This is a genomic window from Planktothrix mougeotii LEGE 06226 (assembly GCF_015207485.1).
Classification (GTDB): domain Bacteria; phylum Cyanobacteriota; class Cyanobacteriia; order Cyanobacteriales; family Microcoleaceae; genus Planktothrix.
On record NZ_JADEWU010000046.1, the window covers coordinates 1 to 15,610 of the forward strand.

General features: G+C 39.4%; 9 protein-coding genes. 6 read left to right on the forward strand and 3 right to left on the reverse strand.

Annotated elements, in window-relative coordinates:
• Nucleotides 1–25: 25 nt before the first annotated feature.
• On the reverse strand, nt 26–2,479 hold the full coding sequence (gene pheT / locus IQ236_RS17775; protein ID WP_193870534.1) for a phenylalanine--tRNA ligase subunit beta: 2,454 nt from the start codon (nt 2,477–2,479) through the stop codon (nt 26–28).
• Nucleotides 2,480–2,894: 415 nt separating this feature from the next.
• Between pheT and IQ236_RS17780 the strand changes: the two genes are divergently transcribed.
• From IQ236_RS17780 to IQ236_RS17790, 3 genes are all read left to right on the forward strand, one after another.
• On the forward strand, nt 2,895–4,562 hold the full coding sequence (locus tag IQ236_RS17780) for a serine/threonine-protein kinase (RefSeq protein ID WP_193870535.1): 1,668 nt from the start codon (nt 2,895–2,897) through the stop codon (nt 4,560–4,562).
• A 128-nt stretch (nt 4,563–4,690) separates the two neighbouring features.
• Nucleotides 4,691–6,787, forward strand: a complete 2,097-nt coding sequence (locus IQ236_RS17785; protein ID WP_228041717.1) for a M3 family metallopeptidase — start codon at nt 4,691–4,693, stop codon at nt 6,785–6,787.
• Between the two features lie 200 nt (nt 6,788–6,987).
• Nucleotides 6,988–7,545, forward strand: coding sequence for a Uma2 family endonuclease (locus tag IQ236_RS17790; protein ID WP_193870537.1), 558 nt, complete (start codon nt 6,988–6,990; stop codon nt 7,543–7,545).
• On the opposite strand, the gene IQ236_RS17795 is transcribed toward IQ236_RS17790, so the two are convergent.
• A complete protein-coding gene (locus IQ236_RS17795; protein ID WP_193870538.1) occupies nt 7,542–8,315 on the reverse strand; it encodes a hypothetical protein in 774 nt (257 codons plus the stop codon). The genes IQ236_RS17790 and IQ236_RS17795 overlap by 4 nt on opposite strands.
• A 113-nt stretch (nt 8,316–8,428) precedes the next feature.
• Here IQ236_RS17795 and IQ236_RS17800 point away from each other — a divergent pair, with 113 nt between their 5' ends.
• From IQ236_RS17800 to IQ236_RS17810, 3 genes are all read left to right on the forward strand, one after another.
• A complete protein-coding gene (locus IQ236_RS17800) occupies nt 8,429–11,164 on the forward strand; it encodes a CHAT domain-containing protein (protein WP_193870539.1) in 2,736 nt (911 codons plus the stop codon).
• A 132-nt stretch (nt 11,165–11,296) separates the two neighbouring features.
• Nucleotides 11,297–12,079 (forward strand): DUF928 domain-containing protein, encoded by a 783-nt coding sequence (locus IQ236_RS17805; protein WP_193870540.1) that lies wholly within the window; start codon nt 11,297–11,299, stop codon nt 12,077–12,079.
• Nucleotides 12,080–12,110: 31 nt separating this feature from the next.
• On the forward strand, nt 12,111–14,345 hold the full coding sequence (locus IQ236_RS17810) for a CHASE2 domain-containing protein (RefSeq protein WP_193870541.1): 2,235 nt from the start codon (nt 12,111–12,113) through the stop codon (nt 14,343–14,345).
• A gap of 163 nt (nt 14,346–14,508) precedes the next feature.
• Here IQ236_RS17810 and IQ236_RS17815 read toward each other — a convergent pair whose 3' ends face one another.
• Nucleotides 14,509–15,558 carry a mannose-1-phosphate guanylyltransferase gene (locus tag IQ236_RS17815; RefSeq protein ID WP_193870542.1) on the reverse strand — a complete coding sequence of 350 codons (1,050 nt, stop codon included), beginning with the start codon at nt 15,556–15,558 and terminating at the stop codon, nt 14,509–14,511.
• Between the last annotated feature and the right edge of the window lie 52 nt (nt 15,559–15,610).

Below are 15,610 nucleotides of genomic sequence, written 5' to 3' on the forward strand. Positions count from 1 at the left end.
GTCCCCCCGCCCCCAGGACAGACACCTAACTTCTGAGATTAACGTTAAATTGCTGAACTAAAGCATCTCGAACTTTTTGTTGTAAAGGGTCAATATCCGTATCAGTTAACGTGCGATCGCTCACCCGGTAAACTAAACGAAACGCCAAACTGCGTTGACCTTCCGGGACATTTTTACCCCGATATTCATCAAAAACTTCCACCGATTCTAATAGATTTCCTGCGGCTTTGGTAATACAGCGTTCCAGTTCGGACACGGGAACTTCGATGGGGACGAAAAAGGCAATATCTCGATCTGATGCTGGGAATGTTGAAAAAGGTTTGAATTTCCGAACTAAATTAGAAGGACGGTTCATCGCCTCTAATAATATTGATAACTGAAATTCAAAGGCATAAACTTGATTCGGTAAATCCTGTTTTTGACACAATTGAGGATGGAGTTGTCCGAAAATTCCTAAGCGTTTTCCTTGTAACCATAAAGAAGCGGTACGTCCAGGGTGTAACTGTTCTATTGTTGATTCCGGTTTATATTCAACGGTTAAATTTAAGCGCTGAAATACGGCTTCTAAAATGCCTTTGGCTTCAAACCAAGTCATCGGTTGATCTTGACCACTGCGAACCCAACGCCCAAAACTGCGATCGCCTCCCATAATACCCGCTAAAGCATCTTGTTCTTTATATTTATCTGCTTCTTTCCAGAAAATTCGACCGATTTCAAAGCCATTTAACGGCCCATTACCATTTTGTAAATTATAAACAAAGGCATCAATTAACCCCGTTAACATTTCCGTGCGTAATGCAGAATATTCCACAAACAAAGGGTTATCCAAAACAACTTGATTATCCCCCTCTGTTTTCACTAAAGAATAGTGCATTAATTCGGTTAATCCTTCCCCTCGGAAAGTCGCCCGAATTTGTCGGGTTGCTAACTGTTCTAAGGGAAGATAACCACATACCCCTTGACTGGGTAAAGTTTCACAGAAATTATCATATCCGTAGAGACGGGCAACTTCTTCAATTAAATCAATTTCCCGTTCCAAATCTCGATAACGATAGGGAGGAACTGTAACTTTCCAAGCCACAGAATCACTATTTTTCTCTCTGACTAATCCACAACCCAAAGCCGTCAGAATTCCTTCCACTTCTTCCGGTAATAAATAGGATTCGGCTGCGGTTCCTTGTCCCCGTTTCAGTTGTCCTAAAACCTGATTAATTCGATCTAATCTTAAGGAGATTTCAGGACTCTGTAATTCTATGCCACTACTATCAGTTTCTTGACGAGTTGGAGTGCCAGAAGCTAACTCTTTTAATAATACAATAGCCCGCCGACAAGCTAACGCTAATTCAGCTTGATTTACCCCTCGTTCATAACGGGTAGAAGATTCACTGCGTAAACCTTGCGCCCGTGCAGAACGACGAATAGCTATCGGTGCAAAAATAGCCGCTTCTAACAGTAAATTCTGGGTTTGTTCAAAAACTTCCGTTTCTTCCCCTCCCATGACTCCGGCTAAAGCTACGGGATAATCATTAGCCGTAATTAATAGATTTTGGTCTTGTAATTTCCGGGTTTGACCATCTAAAGTTTTAATCGATTCATCGGGTTGAGAAAAACGCACCCCCAGGGTTAAATTGGGAGAGGAAGTCACTTGTTTAAGACGATCTAAATCAAAAGCATGAAGCGGTTGTCCCCATTCCAATAAAATATAATTGGTGACATCGACAACATTATTAATCGGACGAACACCCGCCGCTTGTAATCGTCGTTGTAACCAATCAGGAGACGGGGCAATTTTTACTCCTTCAATCATTGTCCCAATATAGATCGGACAAGCTTGTTTATCAGCAATTTTAATCGATAAGGATTGAGATTGTTTCGACTGTTCAATTAATACTCCAGCCGCTTCAGGAATTCTTAAATTAGCCCCAGTTAAAGCCGCAATTTCACGGGCAATTCCCACCATACTTAAGCCATCCGCCCGGTTCGCCGTTGCGGTGACATCTAAAATTACATCATCTAAGCCTAATAACGGTCTAACATCACTGCCTAAAATCGGGTTTTCCAGGTCAAAACTGTGAATTCCTGAAGAGTCTTTTTCTAAGCCTAATTCCGCTAAGGAACAAATCATTCCTTCAGAGGGAACCCCCCGCAATTTTGTTTTTTTCAGCGTTAAATCAATTTTAGGTAAATAAGTTCCCAGGGTTGCTACAGCCACCACCATTCCTGCTGCTGCATTGGGTGCCCCACAAACAATATTCAGGGGTTCAGAAGCCCCAATATCCACTTGACACACTCTTAATTTATCCGCATTGGGATGTTGTTCAGCTTGTAGAATTTTTCCCAGGACAACCCCATCGGCCCAGGAACGCCAATCTTCTATATCTTCAACTTCAAATCCCGCCACCGTAAGGGTTTCTGCCAACTCTTGGGGGGTCATCGGGATATCCACCAGTTCTCGCAACCAATTTAAAGAGATACGCATCGTTGTTTGCTTTCAATGTTCCTAGTTTATTGTTACAGAAGATCGGAGTTACCGAGTCAGCTAACCCGCCAACTGCTAACCGTCAACAGCCAACAGCCAACAAACTACCCATTTGATCGATCTAACTGCTATCCTGGTGTCAAGTCTGTATTCCGGTAAAAATAGCTAGACTTTACTCAATCTTTACATAGGTTGGAAAAGCTGATACGGAAGTTAACGATTCTGGAGTGATAATAGAAGTACAAAGAAACTTTTTTTGATCCGGGAGTTAGATCGATTGAAATCGTGATGCCCAAGCCTACATTCAGGTCAAAGTTCCCAGGAACCTCCTATGTTGTTCTTTGATGTGGCTTAATTCGATTAGTATGGGTTTTGCAAGTCCTCCGTCCACTGGTACAAAGCAATCTCAAACACCATGAGCTACTGTGTCAATCCAGCCTGCCCTCAACCGGAAAATGTAGATGATGCCATTAAGTGTAAGGCTTGTGGTTCAAAATTGTTGTTGAGAAATCGCTATAAAGTGATTCAACCCTTGGGAAAAGGGGGGTTTGGAGCAACCTTTCTGGCTCAGGATCTGTCGTTACCTGGACGTCCGAGTTGTGTGGTTAAACAACTGCGTCCGACTGCTACCTCAGCCCGAATTTTAGAAATGGCGCGAGAGTTATTTCAACGGGAAGCTAAAACCCTCGGTAAAATTGGTGATCATCCTCAAGTTCCTCGCCTGATCGATTATTTTGTTGGGGGAAAACAATTTTATCTAGTACAAGAATATATTGATGGTTATACTTTAAAACAAGAAGTCAAAGAAAAAGGAGTTTTTAATGAGGCACAAGCCAAAAAATTCCTGCGAGAAATTTTACCCTTGTTGAATTATATTCACAGTCAAGAAGTTATTCATCGAGATATTAAACCTGCTAATATTTTACGACGGCGAATTGATCAAAATTTGGTTTTAATTGACTTTGGAGCCGTAAAAGATCAAGTCAATCAAGCAACGATGATGGGAACGGGACAAACTGCTTTTACTAATTTTGCTATTGGCACATCGGGGTTTGCTCCTCCTGAACAAATGGCCTTACGTCCAGTTTATGCCAGTGATATTTATGCGGTGGGGATGACCTGTGTTTATTTAATGACTGGAAAGTCTCCTAATTCATTTGAAAGTAATCCGGTAACGGGGGAAATTATGTGGCTTCCCCATTTGGATGTGAGTGATTTCTTTGTCAATATATTGCAACGGATGTTAGAATTTTCTGTACAATATCGCTATCAATCAGCCCAGGATGTTCTGCGGGCTTTAGATTCTGAATCGAGTTATGGAATGTTGGCAGAAGGGATGGTAACGCAGCAAAAACCCTCCTCGACTCCTAACCCAAAATTAACAAATTCTACAAATGAATCTACTTTTTTAAATGAACCTAATACCTCGTTGATGTTACCTTCACAGCGTATGGCTGCCCAAATTCGAGCCAGAAATCAGCGAGTTGCGAAGAAAAAACAGGGCAATTTGGGTGGGGATACGGATATTTATGATGATAACTCTTTTGTTAGTGGCATGAGTGCGACGGAAGGCTCTCCCAGAACCATGATTTATGACACGGTTTCTAATAATACTAAAAGCAGTCTTCCCCCGACAACACCCAAATGGACTGAAAATACATTAAAGACTGCCTATGTTAAAGGAAGACGGGATTTTGCAGACTGTGAATTAAGCGGTTTGAATTTAGAAAATTTTGATTTTTCGGGGACTAATTTTTATGAATCCCGTTTAAGTAATAGCAATTTTCAAGGAGCTAATTTAACAGAGGCAAATTTTGGTCGCGCTAGATTAACAGAGGTGAATTTTCGGAATGCTCAATTAGTTAAAGCTTATTTAAGTAATGCTAATTTAGAACGGGCTGATTTACGCGGTGCTAATCTCAGAGAGGCTTGCTTAAATCGAGCGAATTTGCGGGGTGTGAACCTCCGTGGTGCTAATCTCACCCATGCAATTGTCAGTGATGAACAATTAGCCATGGCTAAATTGAATTGGCGGACAATTCGACCCAATGGAAAACGGAAATTGTGGTGCTGGTGGTTTTAACAGACTGTAGCGGATATTGGCAAAAATCGGTGTTTTGGAATAAAAAAATCCTTGGGGGACTAGCTAGAAATCGGGTTTCTGTTTACCATATAAGGTATTTGACCCCCTAAATGAAAGAAAACAGAAGTATGAGTCTAACAACCCCAGAAAACCCCCTACTGATGGGGCAGGGATTACCCCCTTTTGAACAGATTACACCGGAGCACGTTGTTCCAGGAATAACGCAACTGTTAACGGAATTGGAACAGGATCTCGTTACCTTAGAAACCCAGGTAAAACCAACCTGGACAGAATTAGTCGAACCCCTACAAACATTACAAGAACGGTTAACGTGGAGTTGGGGAATTGTTGGGCATTTAATGGGTGTAAAAAATAGCCCGGAATTGAGAACTGCCCATGCAACTGTTCAACCCAATGTTGTTAAGTTTATCAATAAATTGAATCAAAGTCAAGCCATTTATCATGCTTTTAAACAGTTAAAAAATAGCGATGAATGGGATCAATTAGATTCGGCTCAACAACGGATTATTAATACAGCCCTGCGAGATGCTGAATTATCGGGTGTTGGATTAGAAGGAGAAGAACGGGATCGTTTTAATGCCATTCAATTAGAATTAGCTGACCTTTCCACTCAATTTTCTAATCATGTTTTAGACGCGACAAAAGCCTTTAGTTTAACCTTAACAACGCCGGAAGAAATTGCAGGTTTACCCCCCAGTTTACTCAGTTTGGCGGCTCAAGCTGCCCGTACAGAAGGCTCAGAAACTGCCACCTCGGAAAATGGCCCCTGGCGAATTACCTTAGATGCTCCCAGTTTTGGCCCCTTCTTAAAATATAGTCAGAGGAGAGATTTACGCGAAAAAGTTTATCGAGGTTATATTAGTCGGGCTTCTAGTGGAGATTTAGATAACTTTCCTTTAATTGAACGGATTTTAGAACTTAAAAAACAGAAAGCTAGTATTCTAGGTTTCAAGAGCTATGCTGAACTGAGTTTAGCCAGTAAAATGGCTCCGAATGTGGCAGCAGTGGAAGCGTTATTAGAAGAATTACGCATTGTCAGTTATGATTCGGCGCAACAGGAATTTGAGGATTTAAAGGCTTTTGCAGCCTCAAAAGGAGCCGAAGAAGCTCAGAATTTACAACATTGGGATATTGCCTTTTGGTCAGAACGACAACGGGAAGAAAAATTCGCCTTTACGGATGAAGAATTACGGCCTTATTTTGCCTTACCGCAAGTGTTAGATGGGTTATTTGGATTAGTTCATCGGATTTTTGGAATTGTGATTACTTCAGCCGATGGTCAAGCGCCAATTTGGCATGAAGATGTCCGCTATTTTCAAGTCGCTAATGAAAGCGGAAATCCCCTGGCTTACTTCTATTTAGATCCCTATAGTCGTCCCGCCGAAAAACGGGGTGGAGCTTGGATGGATGAATGTATTACTCGCGCTAAATTCGTGGAAAATAACGAAACAAAAGTGCGATTACCTGTGGCTTATTTACAATGTAATCAAACCCCTCCCGTTGAGGATAAACCCAGTTTAATGACGTTTACAGAAGTAGAAACGTTATTTCATGAATTTGGTCACGGGTTACAACATATGTTAACAACAGTTGACTATGCCGGGGCTGCTGGTATTAATAATGTGGAATGGGATGCGGTGGAATTACCCAGCCAATTTATGGAAAATTGGTGTTATGATCAAGCCACATTATTTGGCATGGCAAAACATTATCAAACCGGAGAAATTTTACCCGAACATTATTATCAAAAGTTGTTAGCGGCTAAAACCTATATGAGTGGAATGGGAATGCTAAGACAACTGCATTTTGGGTTCGTAGATATTGAATTACATCATCGTTATCAACCGGGAGGAAGTGAAACCATTAGTGATGTTCGTAACCGCATTGCCGAGAATACAATGATTATTAAACCGCTACCGGAAGATGCTTTTTTATGTGCCTTTGGTCATATTTTTGCAGGCGGTTATTCTGCCGGATATTACAGTTATAAATGGGCAGAAGTCTTGAGTGCTGATGCTTTTGCTGCTTTTGAAGAAGCGGGATTAGAAGATGAACAAGCTATTTCTGAAACAGGAAAACGCTTCCGAGATACGGTGTTAGCATTAGGGGGAAGTTTACATCCGATGGAAGTCTTTAAAGCCTTCCGAGGACGGGAACCGAGTACAAAACCTCTATTAATTCATAGTGGTTTAATCGCGGCTTAATCAGTTATCAGTTATCAGTTATCAGTTATCAGTGTAGAGACGCGCCAAAAGCCTTACGGCATGGCTCCGCCAAGGCGCGTCTGTACCAGTTATCAGTGTTTGGGTTAATTTTTTAGATCAAAAAATAACGAACGATTAGCTTAATTCTGAATTAATGGCTATAATAAATTAAACAAAATATTTTGAGGAAAGTTAATATTGTGGTATCATCTTTATATACAATAACTGATCAAGAATTAATGGAAATTAGTTCTCAAAATCCCAATTTACGCTTTGAACGCAATGCAGATGGAACGTTAGTTACTATGGCTCCTACAGGTGGTATTTCAGGAAATCGGGAAGCGAAAGCAATCGCTTATTTAGCAATCTGGGTAGAACGTGAAAATTTAGGAGAAGTTTTTGCATCCAGTACCGGATTTAAACTCCCCAATGGAGCCATTCGTTCCCCTGATGTAGCGTTTGTAGCTCAAGGACGTTTACCCGTAGGATGGGATGAAGGAGAAGATGAATTTTTAAATTTAGTACCCGATTTTGTCATAGAAATTCGCTCTAAAACCGATAGTTTAAAAAAATGCCAAGAAAAAATGACAGAATATATTGAAAATGGGGTGCGGTTGGGGTGGTTAATTGACCGTCAAAATCAACAAGCTTGGGTGTATCGTGGCGATAGTTCAATTACTCAATATCCCGCAACCGCAACGTTAACAGGAGAGGAAATTGTTCCAGGGTTTACAATTGCGTTAAACTCTTTAATTTAGAAGGGTAAACGGGGAATTGGAACAGGAACAGGAGGGGTCGGAATTGAAGGTGTGGGAATTCCGGTTGTCGAACAACTAAATCCAGGTAAAAGACGAGAACACAGAGAATATAATGCTCCTTCAGGAGTTACAGGAATCGTAAATCCTGAGAATAATCGACCGGATAAAATAGAGGCAATTTCTTCAGGGGTCATGGGAATAACTTCGCTTAAAATTCCTTGTAAAACCGATACTTTTTCCCCTTCCTTGACTTGTACAGGTTCTCCACTTCCCGTGTTAGAACTCACCTCTACAGTTCCTTCCAAAACTTTAATATCCCCTGTATTTCCATCCATCGTTTCTAGGACATAAATTGTTCCTTCAACTCCAACAGTAAACCCGGCAATACATCCATTAACAGGGCCACTGACGAGAATTTTTCCTTGTTTTATTTCTACACATTGACCGACGGTAACAACGGAATTAGAATCCATGCGTCCCGCAGCACCATTATTAAATAAAACTCCAGCGCGAGATACTTTCGTTAAAACAATTTGCCCAAAGTCTGCTTTATCTTCTACTTTGGCTTGATTATCTTGAATAAAAACTTGATCCCCATCTAAAATTTCTTGAATAATGGCAAGATTAACTTGAGCAACGGTAGATTGTTGGAAAAGTCCCACCGTTAAAAACAAACAAAATCCGGTGATTAAACTGATAAAAATTTGTCTCCAATCACGAGAAAATTGAAGAAAATTAAACAACCGAGACACAATTGGAAGGATGAACATAGGTTAAGAGAAGAATGAGAAAATTTTAAATTTTAGTAATTCGGATACTGAGTCAGCTAAAATTATCACTAAAGCTGAATCCTAAGCACTGGGATTAAAGTAGGAATTAAGTAATGATACCTAAACTCAGAAGCAAAAATAAATTTTTCAGAGTTTGGTTTTGTATCCTGATTCTGGCATCTTTTTTGGCTTCAGGAATAGTTTTACCTGCGATCGCACAACAATGGCAATCCGCACAAATTCTTAATTCTAATTCTGACGCAGAAAATAGTTTTAATCAAGGATTGAAAGGATATCGAGAAGGAACAGTAGCCGGATTTCGGAAAGCGATTCAAGAGTGGGAAAAAACGTTACGTTTATGGCGAGAAGCGAATAATCCTCAGCAAGAATCAATAACTCGCAATTTTTTATGTTCTGTTTATGCAAATTTAGGGGAATATCCCCAGGCCCTTAACTGTTATAATCAATTACTGATTTTAACTCAAACCCTCCAAGATCAACAAACTCAAGCAACAACTTTAATTTCTATTGCTAAAATTTATGCTCAATTAGGGGAATACCAAAAAGCCTTAGATACTCTCAATCAAACTTTTCCTTTCTGGCAAACTCTTAATTTTAAAACAGGGGAGTTGGCAACTTTGAATGAAATGGCTTTTGTTTATTTTAATTTAGGGGAATTTCAACAAGCTCTGAATTATTATAATCAAGCCTTAGCTGTAGTAAAGCCTTTAGGAAATCCGGCGAATGTGGCAGCTATTTTAAATAATATTGGTCAAGTTAAATCGACGTTAAATCAGTTTGAACCCGCCCTTGATCATTATAAACAAGCTTTAGGTTTATGGGAAGAGGTGATTCAAAAATTGGGCAATAATTCTGCCATCCAAATTCAGCGAGGAAAAGGAGCAACCTTAAATAATATTGGGTTTGTTTATGCTAATTTGAATCAATTAGAAGCCGCTTTAGACAATTATAATCAAGCCTTAACGCTGTGGCAAAAAATTGGCGATCGCACAGGAGAAGCAAGTACCTTTAATAATATTGGTTTTGTTTATTTTCAACAAGAAAAGTTAGATCAATCCTTAGAATTTTATAACAAAGCCTTACAGATTCGTCAGGAAGTCGGCGATCGCCCTAAAGAAGCATTATCTCGATATCGAGTCGCAACAGTTAAACAAAAACAGGGAAAGTTTGAAGAAGCGATCGCTCAAATTGAAACCGCTTTAACCATTATTGAAGACTTGCGAACACAAATTGCCAATCAAGATTTAAGGGCTTCTTTCTTAGCCTCTAAACAGGATTATTATCTATTTTATATTGATTTATTAATGGAACTCAATCAACAACAACCCAACCAAGGTTGGGATGAAAAAGCGTTACAAATTAGTGAACGAGCCAAAGCCCGCTCTTTATTAGATATTTTAGCAGAAGCTCAAGGAGAAATTACCTCTGGTGTCGATCCTCAACTTTTAGAGAAAAAACAAACCTTAAGACAAAAATTATCCGCTTTAGAAGCACAACGTATTAAACTTTTAAGCCAGTCCCATACCAGTATTCAAAAACAGGAAATTAACCAAGAAATTGAAACTTTCTTGCAACAGTATAATCAAGTTTTAGGTGAAATTCGGGAGAATAATCCCCATTATGCTGCCTTAACGCAACCTCAGCCCTTAAATTTATCAGAGATTCAAAAACTATTAGATGAAAATACCGTTTTATTAGAATATTCCCTGGGGAAAGATCGGAGTTATTTATGGGTTGTTACCTCTAATACTATTCAAAGTTATGACTTACCCGGAGAAGATGCGATTAAAATAAGCGTTAAAGCCTTTCGAGAAAATTTGATTTTGCCGAGTAAAAGAATGCGGCAGGGGCTTTATGAAGAAACAGGGAAAACCTTAAGGGAAATGGTCTTTCCTTTGAGTCCCGCCTTAGAAAATAAAAGATTACTCATTGTTGCCGATGGCGCGTTACAATATATTCCGTTTGCTGCCCTTCCTTTAGCAGAAACAAACAGCGAAGGTGATCCGATCCCTTTAATTAATCATCATGAATTAGTCACGTTACCCTCCGCTTCAGTTTTAGGGATTATACGACAAGAAACTCAAACTCGAAAACCGGCTGAAAAACTGTTAGCCGTATTAGCTGATCCGGTCTTTAGTTCAACAGATGAACGATTAAAAGCGGTTGTTTCAAAAGCAATTAGAACCCTTCCCCCCGACTTAGAACGTTCAGCTAGAGAATCCGGTGTTTTATTTGATCGTTTACCCTTTACCCAAGAAGAAGCGAAACAAATTATTGCCTTAGTTCCTGAGACTGAAAGTTTACAAGAAATTGGTTTTAAAGCCAATCGAGAAACGGCAACCAGTCCTCAACTGAGTCAATATCGTTTTATTCATTTTGCCACTCATGGTTTACTCAATAGTGAGAATCCTCAATTATCCGGTTTAGTATTTTCTTTAGTCGATCAAACCGGACAATCTCAAAATGGATTTTTACGACTCTATGATATTTTTAACTTAAATTTACCTGTAGAATTAGTAGTATTAAGTGCCTGTGAAACCGGATTAGGACAGGAAATAAAAGGGGAAGGATTAGTAAGTTTAACGAGGGGATTTATGTATGCAGGTGCGAGTCGAGTGGTGGTGAGTTTATGGAGAGTTGATGATCAAGCCACCTCCCAATTAATGATGAAATTTTATCAAGGAATATTAGAACAAAAATTATCTCCAATTGCCGCTTTACGACAAGCGCAAATTAAAATGCAGCAAAATGAAACCTCAGAATGGATACCCCCTTATTATTGGTCAGGGTTTACTTTACAAGGAGAATGGCAAGGACTTCGCAATTAAATCAAGAAAATGAGTCTCTTGGCAACTTCTCAGTCTCTAGGACAGTCTCAGAGGCATAAGTCCCCATAATTTGCTAATTTCGTACTCCAGCAAATTATGATCATCTTCATGGGCATAAGGAGGCATAATCTCATGGTTATCAAGTCTGTCGGTTATTTGAGTCTGATTTTAGGCATGATGTTGCCTGTTACAGTGAGTCTAGCTACAATTCCTTCTCCAGTTAAAAATCGGGTCAATTTTCCCCTGCAAATGAGTTTAGAATTTCCCCCTGCACCCAAGGGTGATGGGCCAGTGAGTACCGCCGGAGGAGGAACACGAGGAAATAGTTGTGGGTTAGATAATACAAAATTGACCGCTTTAGTACCTAGTAAAAATACCTCAACCGTTTCTGCTAACCCAACCTTTTTTGTTTACATTCCTAAACTTAATCAATCCCAAGGATTAAAAGGTGAATTTGAGTTAATCTATAACCCCAATAAAAATAAATATGTTTCTGTTTACAAGACAAATGTTCAACTCCCTTCAGAACCTAGTATTGTGAAAATCCCATTACCTGAGACTGTAACCTTAGAACCAGGAATTAAATATCAATGGACATTTGCAGTTACTTGTGATCTTTCAAATCCATTAGGGCCAACAGAAGATTTTGTAGGGGTTTATATTCAGCGAAATGAGCTTACACCCACGCTAAAAGATGAATTAGAACAAACCCAAAATCTATTAAAAAAGGTAGAAATTTATGCCCGTGAAAACATCTGGCAAGACACATTAATGAGCCTAGCTCAGTTGCGAGAGGATCAACAAGAAGAATGGAAAAGTTTACTCAATTCTATTAAAATAGAAGCATCGATTATAGAAGCTCCTTTTGCACCTGAACCTACAGTCAGCAATTCTGAAGAGCAATCTGCCCAATAAACCCTACAATATACACGCTAAAATAGGCTCTATGAGAGCAAATATTCAACAATTGGTGTGGGAGTGGCGTGGCGTTTGGATTACAACTCCAGTCATGGCGGGTCTTGTAATTCTGCTGCGTTTTTCTGGTCTTTTACAAGCTTGGGAATGGTCAGTTTATGACCAATATATGCGCTTGCGTCCCCCGGAACCTCGTGATCAACGGATTGCAATTGTGGGGTTAGATGAAGCGGATATGAAATATATTGGTCAGGGTTACGTTCCCGATGAAATTTATGCTGACTTAATCCAAAAATTAGTCGCCATGAAACCCACAGCCATCGGGTTAGATATTTATCGAGATTTACCGTTTGAACCCGGTCATGCTCGGTTGCTTCAACTTTTTGCACAGACTCCTAATTTAATTGGAATTGAAAAAGTTGTCGGAGATGAATCCTTAGAATCTGTGGCGGCTCCTCCCATTTTAAAAGAAAAAAATCGAGTCGCTGCCAATGATTTAATTTTAGATGAAGATAATATTATTCGGCGGGCTTTGTTAGTCGTCAAAAATGATCAAAAACAAGCGGTTTACAGTTTAGGATTATTTTTGGCGATGTTTTATTTAGATTCTAAAGGGATTTCACCTGAAATAGTAGAAGGAACCAATAATTGGTGGAAGTTCAACGAAACCGTATTTAAACCCTTTGCCAAAAACGATGGCGGTTATATCCGAGCCGATGCTGGAGGGTATCAAGTGTTTTTAAATTATCGAGGGTCTAATCAAAGTTTTGAAACGGTTTCCTTTCAAGATATTTTAACCGATAAACTTCCTAAAGATTGGGGAGAAAATCGGATTATTTTAATTGGATCTATAGGGGAAAGCTTCAAAGATTTAATGTCAACGCCCTACACCTTATCTGCTAACGAAAGAATGTCTGGGGTAGAAATTCATGCTCATGTTGCTAGTCAAATTATGAGTACAGCCTTAGATCATCGTCCTTTAATTCAAACCCTTCCTGACCCCTTAGAATGGATTTGGATCTTTCTCTGGTCAGGAACTGGGGCAATTTTAACTTGGAAATTTAGAGCGACGGCTAAAGTTAAATTATTAATTGCACGACAGGTTTTGATTTCGATTTTAGCAACGGGAGTGTTACTCGGAAGTACCTATCTTTTGTTTATTAATGGATGGTGGATTCCCGTTGTTCCTCCCTTTTTAGCATTAGCGGGTTCAGCCATTGCCATTACCGCTTATATTGCTCGTTCTGCGGCGGATATTCGCAATATTTTTGGCCGTTATTTAAGTGCTGAAATTGTTTCTAATTTACTCGAAAAACCCGAAGGGTTAAAACTGGGAGGAGAACGACGAAAAATTACTATTTTAACCTCGGATTTACGGGGTTTTACCGCTTTGTCTGAACGGTTACAACCGGAAGAAGTCGTCAAAATTTTAAATTTCTATTTATCTTCAATGGCGGATGTTATTACCGCTTATCAAGGCACGATTGATGAGTTTATGGGGGATGGAATTTTAGTGTTATTTGGGGCGCCCACCTTGCGAGAAGATGATGCTCAACGAGCAATTGCTTGTGCGGTGGCGATGCAATTAGCGATGCAGAAAGTTAATGAAAAATTAAAACAGTGGGATTTGTCTCCTTTAGATATGGGAATTGGGATTAATACGGGGGAAGTTGTGGTTGGAAATATTGGGTCAGAAAAACGGACAAAATACGGCGTTGTCGGGAATCAAGTGAATTTAGCTTATCGCGTTGAATCCTATACAACGGGGGGACAAATTTTAATTTCTGAAATGACCTTAAAGGAAGCAGGGGAAGATATCGTTAAAATTGATAATCAAAAATTGGTTCAACCCAAAGGAGTAAAAAAACCGATTACCATTTATGAAGTCGGAGGAATTACGGCACAATATAATTTATTTATCTCTAAGGAAGAAGAAAATTTTTATCCGCTTCCCACACCGATTGTTTTACAATATTCGATTTTAGAAGGTAAACATATTGGTGAAAGTTTATTAATGGGAAGTTTAGTTGAATTATCAGAAAAAAGGGGTTTAATTGTTACTGAAGTTAATAATGATATTATTCCTGAAGTGTTAGCAAATTTAAAGATTAATATGAAATTAGAATCAGAACAATGGAGTGATGATATTTATGCAAAAGTCCTAGAAAAATCGGCTGAATCTGGATCATTTTATATCCAGTTTACCGCAAAACCTCCAGAGGTTGAAAAATATCTAAATCAACTGTATAAAACTATCGTTATATGAAATCCCATTATAGATGCTACAGATGATCGCGCCTAACCCTGTAGAGACGTTGCATGCAACGTCTCTACAGGGGGGATTTGTAGCCAACATTTAAAGATTTCATATTACTTAAACAGAAATAAAGGCATAACGGGGTAAAAACCTCGTCATGGCTTTTGAATCATTACAATAGATTCTGATATTCTGAGTCATCTCCTAGGGTTTTTAACACCTGTTTAATATCTTGAGTCCGGTCTTTTTTTGCAATCAAGGTAACATTTCCATCTCGAACAATGACTAAATCTTCGATCCCTAATGTTACCACCACATCTTCATCACTAGAGCTAAATAAAATTGTCCCTTTCGTATCTAAACCAACGTGTTTAACAAGTTCTACATTAGGTTTATCTCCTCCCAATAATCGTTCTAATCCATTCCAATCTCCTAAATCATCCCATCCAAATTCAACGGGTAAAACACAGGCTTTTTGTGTTTTTTCCATTAAAGCGTAATCAATACTAATTTTTTTTAATTCAGGATAAGCCTCTTTTCCTTTTGCTTCTAACGCACTCACTAATTCAGGAACATAAGTTTTGAGTTCTTTTAAAACGACACCCACACGGAAAACAAAAATCCCTCCATTCCAACTAAATCGTCCCGTTTCTAAAAATTCTTCTGCGGTTTCTCGATTCGGTTTTTCCGTAAATCGAGCCACTTTATAAGCCGGAAATCCTGCAAAATTTCCAATATTTTCTCCCTGTTCAATATAACCATATCCCGTTGAAGGATAGGTGGGTTTTACCCCTAATGTCACGATCGCATCTTGGGTTTTTGCTAATTCTTCTGAGGCTTTTAAAGTTTGGCGAAATTTTTCCGGTTCCGCGATCCAATGATCCGCCGGAAAGAACCCAACAACCGCATTTTCTCCATAGCGTTTTGCGACTTCTAAAGTTGTCCAAGCCAAGGCGGGGGCGGTGTCTCGTCCTTCCGGTTCTGCTAAAATATTGGCGTGAGGTAATTGGGGTAATTGAGTTTGAACCCCCGCCTCTAATAAAGCCGAGGTAACAACCCATAACCCATCCCAACTATCGGTTAAGGGTAATAACCGTTCTGCGGTTGCTTGTAATAAACTAATGCCACTCCCATCTAAACTCAAAAATTGTTTGGGTCGATGTTTCCGACTCAGGGGCCAAAACCGTTCACCTTTTCCACCAGCCAGAATCACAGGAATCATACTTAGAATTAAAAATGAAGGGAAAACCGTCAATAGTTATTTTACCCCAATC

Coding starts and splice junctions, on each gene's coding strand:
- pheT (WP_193870534.1), bottom strand. CDS start 2,479: ATGCGTATCTCTTTAAATTGGTTGCGAGAACTGGTGGATATCCCGATG.
- IQ236_RS17780 (WP_193870535.1), top strand. CDS start 2,895: ATGAGCTACTGTGTCAATCCAGCCTGCCCTCAACCGGAAAATGTAGAT.
- IQ236_RS17785 (WP_228041717.1), top strand. CDS start 4,691: ATGAGTCTAACAACCCCAGAAAACCCCCTACTGATGGGGCAGGGATTA.
- IQ236_RS17795 (WP_193870538.1), bottom strand. CDS start 8,315: ATGTTCATCCTTCCAATTGTGTCTCGGTTGTTTAATTTTCTTCAATTT.
- IQ236_RS17800 (WP_193870539.1), top strand. CDS start 8,429: ATGATACCTAAACTCAGAAGCAAAAATAAATTTTTCAGAGTTTGGTTT.
- IQ236_RS17805 (WP_193870540.1), top strand. CDS start 11,297: ATGGTTATCAAGTCTGTCGGTTATTTGAGTCTGATTTTAGGCATGATG.
- IQ236_RS17810 (WP_193870541.1), top strand. CDS start 12,111: ATGAGAGCAAATATTCAACAATTGGTGTGGGAGTGGCGTGGCGTTTGG.
- IQ236_RS17815 (WP_193870542.1), bottom strand. CDS start 15,558: ATGATTCCTGTGATTCTGGCTGGTGGAAAAGGTGAACGGTTTTGGCCC.